Annotated in this window: 10 protein-coding genes; 2 read left to right on the forward strand and 8 right to left on the reverse strand. The window is 70.5% G+C overall.

Annotation, left to right across the window (positions count from 1 at the left end):
* Positions 1 to 91: 91 nt before the first annotated feature.
* The gene (locus tag ACFYNL_RS33450; protein ID WP_388810198.1) at positions 92 to 493 is read right to left on the reverse strand and encodes a hypothetical protein; all 402 of its coding nucleotides are present in this window, start codon (positions 491 to 493) and stop codon (positions 92 to 94) included.
* A gap of 43 nt (positions 494 to 536) precedes the next feature.
* Positions 537 to 1,553 (reverse strand): hypothetical protein, encoded by a 1,017-nt coding sequence (locus ACFYNL_RS33455; RefSeq protein WP_388810201.1) that lies wholly within the window; start codon positions 1,551 to 1,553, stop codon positions 537 to 539.
* A 97-nt stretch (positions 1,554 to 1,650) separates the two neighbouring features.
* Between ACFYNL_RS33455 and ACFYNL_RS33460 the strand changes: the two genes are divergently transcribed.
* Both ACFYNL_RS33460 and ACFYNL_RS33465 read left to right on the forward strand, forming a co-directional pair.
* Positions 1,651 to 3,198 carry an NAD(P)-dependent oxidoreductase gene (locus tag ACFYNL_RS33460; RefSeq protein WP_388810202.1) on the forward strand — a complete coding sequence of 516 codons (1,548 nt, stop codon included), beginning with the start codon at positions 1,651 to 1,653 and terminating at the stop codon, positions 3,196 to 3,198.
* 44 nt (positions 3,199 to 3,242) lie between these two features.
* Entirely contained in the window at positions 3,243 to 3,614 is a 372-nt protein-coding gene (locus ACFYNL_RS33465; RefSeq protein WP_388810205.1) for an NTP pyrophosphohydrolase, read from the forward strand.
* A gap of 43 nt (positions 3,615 to 3,657) precedes the next feature.
* On the opposite strand, the gene ACFYNL_RS33470 is transcribed toward ACFYNL_RS33465, so the two are convergent.
* The 6 genes from ACFYNL_RS33470 to ACFYNL_RS33495 form a co-directional block, all read right to left on the reverse strand.
* Positions 3,658 to 5,178, reverse strand: a complete 1,521-nt coding sequence (locus ACFYNL_RS33470) for an amino acid permease (RefSeq protein ID WP_388810207.1) — start codon at positions 5,176 to 5,178, stop codon at positions 3,658 to 3,660.
* 145 nt (positions 5,179 to 5,323) lie between these two features.
* A complete protein-coding gene (dxs, locus tag ACFYNL_RS33475; protein ID WP_388810209.1) occupies positions 5,324 to 7,252 on the reverse strand; it encodes a 1-deoxy-D-xylulose-5-phosphate synthase in 1,929 nt (642 codons plus the stop codon).
* Between the two features lie 195 nt (positions 7,253 to 7,447).
* Complete coding sequence (locus ACFYNL_RS33480) at positions 7,448 to 8,740, reverse strand: sugar ABC transporter permease (RefSeq protein ID WP_388810212.1); 1,293 nt, start codon at positions 8,738 to 8,740, stop codon at positions 7,448 to 7,450.
* Positions 8,737 to 9,528, reverse strand: coding sequence for an ATP-binding cassette domain-containing protein (locus tag ACFYNL_RS33485; RefSeq protein ID WP_388810215.1), 792 nt, complete (start codon positions 9,526 to 9,528; stop codon positions 8,737 to 8,739). The genes ACFYNL_RS33480 and ACFYNL_RS33485 overlap by 4 nt, the downstream gene beginning before the upstream one ends.
* 191 nt (positions 9,529 to 9,719) lie before the next feature.
* Positions 9,720 to 10,817: a sugar ABC transporter substrate-binding protein gene (locus ACFYNL_RS33490; protein ID WP_388810861.1), complete on the reverse strand. Its 1,098-nt coding sequence runs from the start codon at positions 10,815 to 10,817 to the stop codon at positions 9,720 to 9,722.
* A 133-nt stretch (positions 10,818 to 10,950) separates the two neighbouring features.
* Positions 10,951 to 12,162 carry an ROK family transcriptional regulator gene (locus tag ACFYNL_RS33495; RefSeq protein WP_388810863.1) on the reverse strand — a complete coding sequence of 404 codons (1,212 nt, stop codon included), beginning with the start codon at positions 12,160 to 12,162 and terminating at the stop codon, positions 10,951 to 10,953.
* Between the last annotated feature and the right edge of the window lie 135 nt (positions 12,163 to 12,297).

Here is a 12,297-nt window from a genome sequence, read left to right on the forward strand (position 1 = left end):
CGCCGTGAGCGCCCGTGCCCCGCATGCCTGTCGGCGTGCGGGGCACCGGCGTTCCAGCCCGCTTCCGGGCGTTCAGTCCGCGGCGGGGCGTTCAGTCCGCGGCGGGGCGCCGGTCCTCGACATGGACGACGTGGAGGTCCGTCCCGTCCTGATGGCGTTTGGAGCGGCCGTGGATGCCTACGGCCAGGTGCGAGGGATCGACGGGCTCGTCGAGGGCGACGTGGGTGACGACGTCCGGGTGGTGGCCGGTGACCAGCCAGCCGAGGTCGTCCTTGAGCGTGAGCACGTTGAAGTCACCGGCCGACGAGCCGACGTGCACCGGGCCGAACTCGCCGAGGACGGCCGAAGCCTGCTCCGCCAGGTCTCCCCCGGGCTCCTTCAGCAACACGCATGTGCCGTGCTCGAAAAGCACCCAGGAGGTCCCTGAGGGCTCCAGGATCCGCCGCCACACCTCGACCAGGCTGTCCGTACTGTTCGCGTCCATGAGGGCCATCCTGGCTCAGGGACGCCCGTGCGGTCCCCCGGACGACGTCCGCTCAGGCCTCACGCCACGCCTCCAGCGCGAGACCCGGCTCGTCCTTGCGCCGGGTGACGAGCAGCCGCCCCGTCGACGGCGACAACGTGGCCGCCACCACGCGCTCCTCCTCGTCGAGCGCCAGCGCCACCACCGCGTCCGCCGCAAGCTCCGGTCCTGACTCCGTCCACCACGCGCCCGCCGACTCCTGCTCCGTCGGATAGGCGGCGAAGGCGACCCGGCCGCTCGCCGAGCGCTGGGCGAGCAACGTGCAGTCGTGGCCGTCGAGTTCGCAGCGGATCGCCGAGACGGGGCCGGGTCCCGCGGAAGGCAGCAGGGCCACCGGTTTGCCGCCGGAACGCCAGGCGCACAGGTCGCCGGCGTCGTTCGCGTAGAAGAGCGTGGTCGCGTCCGGCGAGGTGGCCAGGGCGTGCAGCGTGTCCGGGCGCACCGAGATCTCCCTCTCCTCGACCAGGGTCGGTACGGCCGCCGGCTCCTCCTGTCGCCAGTGCAGTACGGCCCCGGCGGCGGCCGCATACAGCTCGACGCGGCCGGACTCCCCCGTCACGGCCGCGAGCCGGCCCCGCACGTCATGCCCCTTGAGGTCCCGCCAGGGGTCCCAGCCGCCCTTCTCCTTCTGCATGCGCATGCTCACCCCGCCGTTCCCGTTGCGGACGAAGACATGGCCGCGCCCCCGGACGTCGACCGCGACGGCAGGCGTCCCCGTGCGGTCACCGGTCTTGTCGGGATGGCCGATCGACGCCCAGTCCAGGGCCGCGAGACGGGGGCGGAACTGCGTCGTGTGCACGAGCCCCGCCTCACCGGGCTTGGTGGGCCGCCAGGCGGCCAGATGCGCGTAGGCGTCGGCACCCTGGCCGATCCCGGGACCGGGGCGCAGCCTCTGGTCGCCGCCGACCTTGCGCGGGGGTTCCCAGGGGCCACCGGGTCCGAGTTCCGCCCGGCACAGGACGGCGTCGTCGGTGGGGAGATAGACGCTGAGGCGGCCGTCACGGCCGCGGATGAGCCAGTCGCCGTTCACCGGTTCACCTTATGCGGGGCGGGAGTTCGGCCGTGTCCCGCCCCCCTGCCCGGTCGACGGTCCGACGGCGTCGGACGGTGCCCGGCGGGAACCGGTGATGAGCGCCGCCGGGCACGAGCACCCGCCTCGGGGAACGCCAAGGGAGGGAAGGCGTGCTCTCGGCTCACGGGTGAGCTCCCTGCCCTCGCCGAGGCGCACGACGTCGACGCGGGGGCGCGGCCGCGAGCACCGCGGTGAGTTCGCCGCCACGGGCGTCGAGGATGCTGCGGAACTCGTCGAAGGGCCGTCACGTCGATGGCTCTCTGCGTGTTCCGCATGTCCGCGAAGCCGAGGAAGACCCCCGGTGCGCACGATCCGGAAACGGGCACCGCTCGTGGACCACGACCGTCTCGCTGCGGGCCGTCCGGTTCGACGACGCCCATGTCCACCGCTCTCCCGACGCACCGGACCACCCGCGCCCGTCGGCACACGGCCCATCGCGCCCGGTCGTGCCCCGGCAGGCACCGAACCGCCGCCCCCTGCGCCTCTCCCGCCCCGGCAGGCACCGAACCGCCACCCCCTGCGCCTCTCCCGCCCCGGCAGGCACCGAACCGCCACCCCCTGCGCCTCTTCCGCCCCCGACGACGCGAGGGCGGCCGTGCCGCGCCCGGGGCCCTGGGCGACCGGGTTCGGTCCGTGGCATCGCCCCGCACGACGGGCAAGCTGGTTCGCAGCAGCCTCCGTACGAGAACAGGAAGTCGACGCCATGACCGACAAGCTCACCGTGAGCGTCCTGGGCACCGGCATCATGGGTGCCGCGATGGCCCGTAACCTCGCGAAGGCCGGGCACGCCGTCCGGGCCTGGAACCGTACCCGTGCCAAGGCCGAGCCCCTGGCCGCCGACGGGGCGTTCGTCGCCGGCTCCCCCGCCGAGGCGGTCCGGGACGCCGACGTCGTCCTGACCATGCTGTACGACGGTCCCGCGACCCTGGACGTCATGCGGGAGGCGGCGCCCGCGCTGCGCTCCGGTGTCGCATGGGTGCAGTCGACGACCGCCGGCGTCGAGCGGATCGCCGACCTGGCCGCCTTCGCCCGCGAGCACGGCCTCGTCTTCTACGACGCCCCGGTTCTCGGCACCCGCGCGCCTGCCGAGGCCGGTCAGCTCACGGTGCTGGCGGCGGGGCCTGCCGAGGGGCGCGGGACGGTGACGCCGGTGTTCGAGGCCGTGGGGGCCCGGACGGTGTGGACCGGCGAGGACGGTGGGGCCGGCAGCGCGACGCGTCTGAAGCTGGTCGCCAACAGCTGGGTGCTGGCGGTGACGAACGCGGCCGGTGAGGTGCTGGCCCTGGCCAAGGCCCTCGGCGTGGATCCGCAGCGGTTCTTCGAGGTGATCGACGGCGGCCCGCTCGACATGGGGTACCTGCGTGCCAAGACCGGCCTGGTGCTGAACGACGGCCTGGTCCCGGCGCAGTTCGCGGTGGGGACGGCCGCCAAGGACGCGCGGCTCATCGTGGAGGCCGGCGAGCGGTACGGCGCCCGCCTGGACGTGGCCGAGGCGGCTGCGCGGCGCTTCGAGCGGGCGGCCGCGCTGGGGCACGGGGACGAGGACATGGCGGCGGCGTACTTCGCCAGTTTCGCGGTGGAGGGGGAACGGGCCGCCGACTGAGCCGGGCGCTGATCGCCGGGCGGAGCCCGTGCCACCCTTGCCCCATGACTGAGGACACTCCCCTGCTCGTGATCGTCGACGCCGCGAACGTCGTGGGGTCGGTGCCCGACGGGTGGTGGCGGGACCGGCGGGGGGCCGCGGAGCGGCTGCGGGACCGGCTGGCGGCGGACGGGGTGCCGGGGCACGCGGAGCCCGTGGAGATCGTGCTCGTGGTGGAGGGGGCGGCCCGGGGCGTGGAGTCCGTGCCCGGGGTGCGGGTGGAGTCCGCGGCCGGCAGCGGGGACGACCACATGGTCGAGCTCGTCGCGCTGGCGGGCGGGCGGCCCTGCCTGGTGGTGACCGCGGACCGGGAGCTGCGGCGCAGGGTCACGGAGCTGGGGGCGGACGTGGCGGGGCCGCGTACGGTCCGGCCGTAGCCGGCTGCCGTACGCGGCCCCGCGCCGTCGGGCTCGGTGGCTCCTAGGCGGTGTCTCCGTGCCCCTTCTCCACCTCCTGCACCGTCGTCTCGTCGTGCCGGCCGAGGCGGCTGTGCGAGCGGCCGTACAGGAAGTACACGAAGAAACCCGCGGCCATCCAGATCGCGAACCGCACCCATGTCTCGGCGGGCAGGTTGATCATCAGCCACAGCGAGGCGAGCACCGACAGGATCGGGATGACCGGCACCCACGGGGTGCGGAAGGCCCGGTGCAGGTCGGGGCGGCTCTTGCGGAGGATGATCACGCCGATGGCGACCACCACGAAGGCGAACAGGGTGCCGATGTTCACCAGCGCGGCGAGTTCGGTCAGCGGGGTGAACCCGGCGAGGACCGCGATGATCACGCCGAGCAGGATCGTCGGCCGGTGCGGGGTCTTGAACCGCGGGTGGACGCGGGAGAAGAACCGCGGCAGCAGTCCGTCCCGGCTCATCGCGAAGAAGACGCGGGTCTGGCCGAGGAGCAGGATCATGCAGACGGTCGTCAGGCCGACCGCGGCGCCGAAGCTGATGAAGCCCGCGAACCAGGGATGCCCGGTGGCCTTGAAGGCGTCGGCGAGCGGGGCGTCGACGGACAGCCGGCTGTAGTGCTGCATCCCGGTGACGACGATCGACACGAGGACGTAGAGGGTGGTGCAGATCAGCAGGGAGCCGATGATGCCGCGCGGCATGTCCCGCTGCGGGTTCTTGGTCTCCTCCGCGGCCGTGGCCACGACGTCGAAGCCGATGAACGCGAAGAACACCACCGAGGCGGCGGTGAAGATGCCCATCACGCCGAAGTTGGAGGGCGCCCAGCCGAACATGAGCTGGATCAGCGGGGCGTCGAGATTGCTGCCGGCGTCGACCGTCTGGCTCTTCGGGATGAACGGGTCGTAGTTGGCGCCGTCGATCAGGAACGCGCCGGCGATGATCACGGTCAGGACGACGGCCACCTTGATGGCGACGACCAGCGACGTGATCCGCGCGGACAACTTCATGCCGAGGACGAGGACGAAGGTGAGGACGAGGACGAGCGCGGCGGCGAGGATGTCGAAGCCGAACCCGTCGGCGCCCTCTCTGCTGCCCAGGGCCGCGGGCATCTCCCAGCCCGCGTTGTCCATGAGCGACTGGATGTAGCCGGACCAGCCGACGGCCACCACCGCCGTCCCGAGCGCGAACTCCAGGACCAGGTCCCAGCCGATGATCCAGGCCGGCAGTTCGCCGAGGGAGGCGTACGAGAACGTGTACGCCGACCCGGCGACCGGGACCGTGGAGGCGAACTCGGCGTAACACAGGGCGGCCAGTGCGCAGGCGACGCCGGACACGACGAACGCCAGGGCCACCGCGGGCCCGGCGTTGTCCTTCGCGACGGTGCCTGTGAGCACGAAGATGCCGGTGCCGATGATGACACCGACGCCGAAGACGGTCAGATCCAGCGCGGACAAGGACTTCTTGAGCGCGTGCTCTGGCTCCTCGGTATCGAGGATGGACTGCTCGACTCTCTTCGTCCGGAAGAGTGTGCTGCTCACGGTCATACCTCCCACGCTTGTCGTCCTCGACATGATCGAGAGGGGGCGTGGTACGCCTGCCCCGGCACGGGCGGATTCACACAGATGGGCCGGTTTCACCACCCTCTGCGGTGGTGAAACCGGCCCGTACGGCTCTACGGCCCCGTCAGTCGCGCGCGTGCTCCACCGAGTCGACCTCGGCGGCGGCGCGGTCGAAGCGGCCGTCCAGCTTGGAGACCAGCCCGGTGACCTGGCGGGCGATGTCGGGGGCGGTGAGGCCGATCTCCGCCATCACCTCGGCGCGCGAGGCGTGGTCGAGGAAGCGCGGCGGGATGCCGAAGTCCCGCAGCGGCACGTCCACGCCCGCGTCGCGCAGGGCCTGGGCGATCGCCGAGCCGACACCGCCGACGCGGGAGTTGTCCTCGACCGTGACGACCACGCGGTGCCGCTCGGCGAGCGGGGCCATGGCCTCGTCGACGGGCTTGACCCAGCGCGGGTCGACGACGGTGGTGGAGATGCCCTGCTTGTCGAGGAGACCGGCGATCTCCAGGCACATCGGGGCGAGGGCACCGACCGAGACGAGCAGCACGTCCGGGGTGTCGGTGCCGGGCTCGCGCAGGACGTCCATGCCGCCGACGCGGCCGACGGCGGGCACGGCGGGGCCGACGGCGCCCTTGGAGAAGCGGACGACGGTCGGGGCGTCCTTGACCTGGACGGCCTCGCGCAGCTGCGCCCGCACCTGGTCGGCGTCGCGCGGGGCGGCGAGCCTGAGGCCGGGGACGACCTGGAGGATCGACATGTCCCACATGCCGTTGTGGGAGGCGCCGTCGGTGCCGGTGACGCCGGCGCGGTCCAGCACGAAGGTGACCCCGCACCTGTGCAGCGCCACGTCCATGAGGACCTGGTCGAAGGCGCGGTTGAGGAAGGTGGCGTAGACGGCGAAGACGGGGTGCACGCCGCCCGTCGCCAGGCCCGCCGCGGAGACCGCGCCGTGCTGCTCGGCGATGCCGACGTCGTAGACCCTCTCGGGGAACCGCTTGGCGAACTTGTCGAGGCCCACCGGCTGGAGCATGGCGGCGGTGATGGCGACGATGTCCTCGCGCTCCTCGCCCAGCTTGACCATCTCGTCACCGAAGACGGAGGTCCAGTCGGCGCCGGAGGTGGCGATCGGCAGGCCCGTGTCGGGGTGGATCTTGCCGACGGCGTGGAAGCGGTCGGCCTCGTCCTGCAGGGCGGGCTGGTAGCCGCGGCCCTTCTCGGTGAGGCAGTGCACGATGACCGGGCCGCCGAAGCGCTTGGCACGGGCGAGGGCCGATTCCAGGGCCTCGATGTCGTGGCCGTCGATGGGACCGACGTACTTCAGGCCGAGGTCCTCGAACATGCCCTGCGGGGCGATGAAGTCCTTCAGGCCCTTCTTGGCCCCGTGGAGGGTCTCGTACAGCGGCTTGCCGACGACGGGCGTGCGGTCGAGGATCTCCTTGGTGCGGGCCAGGAAGCGCTCGTAGCCGTCGGTGGTCCGCAGGGTCGCCAGGTGGTTGGCGAGGCCGCCGATGGTGGGCGCGTACGAGCGCTCGTTGTCGTTGACGACGATGACGAGGGGGCGGTCCTTGGCCTCGGCGATGTTGTTCAGCGCCTCCCAGGCCATACCGCCGGTCAGCGCGCCGTCACCGATGACGGCCACGACGTGGTCGTCGCGTTCGAGCAGCTGGTTGGCCTTGGCGAGGCCGTCGGCCCAGCCGAGGACGGTCGAGGCGTGCGAGTTCTCGATGACGTCGTGCTCGGACTCGGCCTGCGAGGGGTAGCCGGACAGGCCGCCCTTCATCTTCAGCCGGCTGAAGTCCTGGCGGCCGGTGAGCAGCTTGTGGACGTAGGACTGGTGGCCGGTGTCCCAGAGCACCTTGTCCTTGGGCGAGTCGAAGACCCGGTGCAGGGCGATGGTGAGCTCCACGACACCGAGGTTGGGGCCGAGGTGGCCGCCGGTCTTGGAAACCGCGTCGACGAGGAAGGTCCGGATCTCCTCCGCCAGCTGGTCCAGCTGCTCCGGGCTGAGCCGGTCCAGATCGCGCGGTCCCGTGATGCGGGTCAGCAGCGGCACCCGTGCCTCCTTGCAGTAGAGCTGTTCGAGCTGTTGCCGGGCTTGTCGAGTCTAATGTTCCGCCCTTGCGGCCGACGCCCGGGCGGTGGGTCTTGCGTCACGCGTTCGGCTCTACCCATGAGCAACGCTTCGTACGACACGACAGTGCCCGGCACCTGAAAGGCGCCGGGCACTGTTTCGCTTCGGGCGGCGGCGCTACGCGCGCCCCGCCGTCTTCTGCGTCTTGCGGGTGATCGAGTCGATCACGACCGTCGTCAGCAGGACACCGGCGGTGATCATGTACTTCACCGGCTCGGCGATGGACTCCAGCTGGAGGCCGTACTGGATGGAGACGATCACCAGGACACCGAGCAGCGCGTTCCAGGTGCGGCCGCGTCCGCCGAACAGCGAGGTACCACCGATGACGGCCGCCGCGATGGCGTTCATCAGCAGGTCACCGGTACCGGCGCTCTGGTTGGCGGAGGCGATCTTCGAGGCGAGGAAGAGACCGCCGAGAGCGGCGAAACCACCCGAGATCGCGAAGACGGAGATCCGCACCGCGGTCACGTTGATGCCCGCTCGACGCGAGGCCTCGACGCTGCCACCGAGGGCGAAGACCTTGCGGCCGTACGCCGTCCTGCGCAGCAGGAAGTCGGTGCCGACGAGGAACACCAGGAAGATCACGGTGGCCAGCGGCAGACCCTTGTACTGGTTGTACATGACCGCCGCGGCGAACGAGACCACGGCGAGCAGCACCGTGCGCAGGATCGTGTCGCTCAGCGGCCGGAACGGGATCCCGGCGGCCTCGCGGCGGCGGTTGCCCAGGAAGGAGGTGATGAAGAACACCGCGGTCACCACGGCCGCCAGGCCGTACGCGGCGGCCACGTCGGTGAAGAAGTATGTGGTGAGCTTGCCGATCAGGCCGTCGCTGTCGAGGTTGATCGTGCCGTTCTCGCCCAGCGTCTGGAGCATGAAGCCGAGCCAGAACAGCAGACCGGCCAGGGTGACGGCGAAGGCGGGGGCGCCCAGCACCGCGAAGAAGAAGCCGTGCGCCGCGCCGATGAGGGCACCGGCGGCGACGGCGAAGAGCACGGCGGCCCACTCGGGCCAGCCCTGGTTCACCGCGAGGACGGCCGCGATGGCGCTGGAGGCGCCGCTGACCGAGCCGACGGACAGGTCGATCTCACCGAGCAGCAGCACGAAGACGATGCCGACGGAGATCATGCCCGTGCCGACCATCGTGACGGTGATGTCGTTGATGTTCTGCGCGGACAGGAACGCGGAGTTCAGGCTCTGGAAGATGACGCAGATGACGATCAGGCCGAGGATGACCGGCAGGGAGCCGAGTTCACCTGCCTTGATCTTGCGCCGGAACTCCGTGACGTAGCCGGCCAGGCCCTGCTCCTGCACCAGCAGGCGGGGGTCGACCGCGGTCACCGCGGCCGCGGCGGCCTCGGTGTTGAGGACCTCGTGCTCGTCCTTCGTGGTGGAGGTCTTGTCGATGCTCACTTGGAAACCTCCCCGGTCGTGCGCGCCGCACGGCGGGTCACGGCGTTGTCGGTGGCGCCGGTGATGGCGGAGATGATCTCCTCCTGCGAGGTCGTCTTGACCTCGAAGACGCCGTTGTTCTGACCCAGGCGCAGCACGGCGACCTTGTCCGCGACGGCCTTCACGTCGGCCATGTTGTGGCTGATGAGGATGACGGCGTGCCCGCGCTCGCGCAGCCGCTCGACCAGGTCGAGGACCTGGGCGGTCTGCTCGACGCCGAGGGCGGCGGTGGGCTCGTCGAGGATGACCAGCTTGGGCTCGCCGAGCATGGATCGGGCGATGGCCACGGTCTGGCGCTGACCGCCGGAGAGCGAGGCGATCGGGATACGCACGCTGGGGATGCGGATCGACAGCGTCTGGAGCAGCTCGCGTGAGCGGCGCTCCATCTCGACCTCGTCGAGGATGCCGCGCTTCTTCAGCTCGCGGCCCAGGAAGAGGTTGCCGACGACGTCGATGTTGTCGCACAGCGCGAGGTCCTGGTACACCGTCGCGATGCCCAGGCTCTGGGCGTCGTGCGGCCGGTTGATCATTACGGCCTTGCCTTCCCACTCGATGACGCCCTCATCGATGGGGTGCACGCCGGCGATCGTCTTGACCAGCGTGGACTTTCCGGCGCCGTTGTCGCCCACCAGGGCGACCACTTCACCGGCGTGGACCTCAAGCTCTACGTCGGTGAGCGCCTGGACGGCACCGAACCGCTTGGAGACCCCTCGCAACGCCAGCACGGGCGTAGCGGACACGTGAACCATCTCCTTCGCCGCCTGACCCGGCGGAAGGTAGTGCAGAAGAGTTGGGGGATTTCCGTCCGGCGCCCCGCGCCGAGCTTGCGGGGCTGAATGACGCGCGGGGCGCCGGAGGAAGCTGGAGCAGTCATGTCCCGTGCGGGAATCCGGGGACGGATTCCCGCACCTGAAGGGAGCTGGGACTGCCGGGGTCCTGCTTACTTGACGCCGGCCTTGTCGCACGCGGCCTTGTACTTGCCGGTGCAGATCTCGGCGGCCGTGTAGACGCCGTCCTTGATGACGGTGTCGTTGATGTTGTCCTTGGTCAGCGAGGTGACCGGCACGAGGACGGACGGGACGCCCTTGGCGCTGCCGCTGTCGACCTTGTCCTTGGCGATGGAGTCGAGCGACTTGCCCTGGGCGAGCGCGACGGCCATCTCGGCGGCGGCCTCGGCCTCGGGGGCGTACGGCTTGTAGACGCTCATGTACTGCTCACCGGCGACGATGCGCTGCACCGCGGCGAGCTCCGCGTCCTGGCCGGTGACCGGGACGTCGATGCCGGCGGCCTTCAGGGCGGTGATGATGCCGCCCGCCATGCCGTCGTTGGCGGAGTAGACGCCGACGATCTTGTCCTTGCCGAGCGCCGAGATCGCCGCCTCCATGTTGGCGTTGGCGTTCTCCGGCTTCCACTCCTTGGTGTCGTACTCCTTGCCGACCTTCACCTTGCCGTCCAGGGCGGCGTGCGCGCCCTCCTTGAACTGGGCGGCGTTCGGGTCGGTGACGGAGCCGTTCATCATGACGATCTGGCCGTCCTTGGCCTTGTCGCCCAGCGCCTTCAGCAGGGCCTCGCCCTGGGTCTTGCCGACCGAGACGTTGTCGAAGGAGGTGTAGGCGCTGATCGGGCCCTCGGCCAGGCGGTCGTAGGCGACGACCTTGATGCCGGCGTCGACGGCCTTCTGGACGGAGTTCTTGATCGCCTTGGCGTCGACGGCGTCCAGGATGAGGACGTCCACCTTGTTGGTGATCATGGTGTCGACCTGCTGGGCCTGCAGGTTGGCGTCCTGCTTGGCGTTGTTGTAGTCGACGGTCGCCTTGCCGTTCGTCAGCTCCTTGATCTTCTCCTCGATCAGCGGCCGGTCGAACTTCTCGTAGCGAGCGGTCTGGTTCTCCGGGAGCAGGAGACCGACCTTGATGTCGTCGCCCTTGGCGGCGGAAGCAGTCGAGTCCTTGCCGCCGCCCGCTTCCTCGGCGCTGCCACAGGCAGCCAGCGAGACGGCCATCGCACCAGCGGCAACGGCAACGGCGGCACGACGCATAAGCGTGTTCACTTCAGAAACCTCCCTGACGAGGCCGCGACATTGCGGCCGAGGTGGCTGGAAGTCAACTCGGCCACACGTGCGACGTCAAGAAGTAAATCCTTAACGGGTTGGCAACGGTGCCATCCGTTCTCTAAGTGAAGGCAGGGGTGGCCACCGGCAGTGACCCGGCGACACTCCCGTCCAAAAGCGCCGAATCACCCATCTCGCTGAGTGCGAGCGCGAGGGCGCCGAGCACCTCCGCGCGACCACCAAGTGCCCCGGGAAGAACGGATAGTTGACGTGCCGCACTGGGAATGGCGTAGCGGCCGACGGACTCCCGGATCGGCCCGAGGACCAGCTCACCGGCCTCGGCGAGATCACCGCCGAGGACCACGCGGCTCGGGTTCAGAAGATTGCAGAGGTTGGCGACTCCACTGCCGATATGGCGGCCGACGTCGGCGATCACCCGACGGCAGCCCGGATCACCGTCCCTGGCCAGCCGCACGACGCCCTCCATGGTGAGGTCGGTGCCATGGCTGGACTGGAGCAGCGGGAGCACATAGCGGGCGGCCGCGAAGGTCTCCAGACAGCCCCGGTTTCCGCAACGGCAGACCGGGCCGGATTCATCAAGAGTAATATGCCCGATTTCTCCCGCTGTGCCGCCCGGCCCGCGGTAGATCTTCCCGCTGATCACCAGACCGGCGCCGACACCGCTCGCGACCTTGATGTACGCCAGGTCCCGCACCCCCCGGCCGCTGCCCCAGACCAGCTCGCCCAGGGCGCCCAGGTTGGCGTCGTTGTCCACGTGCACGGGCACCCCGAGCCGGTCGCGCAGCTCCTCGGCGGGCTTGGTCCCGGTCCAGCCGGGCAGGATCGCGGTCGATCCGAGGGTGCCGGACTCGACGTCGATCGGTCCGGGTACGCCGAGCCCCACCCCGGCGATCTTCGAACGGTCGACGCCCGTGGCCGCGATGAGGCGGTTGACCAGCTCTTCGGCCCGGTCGAACCCCTGGGTCGAGGAGGCGTCGACATCGAGCGGTTCGGACTCCTCGGCGAGCACCTGGTGGGCGAGGTTCCCGACCGCGACACGCAGGTGCGTATGGCCGAAGTCGACCCCTATGACGATGCCGGCGTCACCGCTGAGCGAGACGCTGCGGGCCCGGCGGCCACCCGCCGATGTGGGCGTGACCTCGACCGTTCCGCCGTCCTTGAGTTCCCGGACGATGTTCGAGACCGTCGCCGCGGACAGACCCGTGGTCCTGGCGATCTCCGCCTGGGTGAGCGATCCGGCCAGCCTGACGGCACGGACGACCCGCTCCAGGTTGGCTCGGTGCAGCGATGACTGCGACCCCGGAGTCTCCACGACGACCTCCTGCGCGCGGGACCGCATCGACGAGGCCCCGTTCGTGTCCAACTAGTGAACTCTAAGCTGAGCCGTTCGGGTTGCCTCCCGTCAAGAGGTTGAACCGGATCCGGGAGTGTGTACGCGCACACGTGA

The sequence above is a fragment of the Streptomyces sp. NPDC007808 genome (genome assembly GCF_042868655.1).
Lineage (GTDB): Bacteria > Actinomycetota > Actinomycetes > Streptomycetales > Streptomycetaceae > Streptomyces.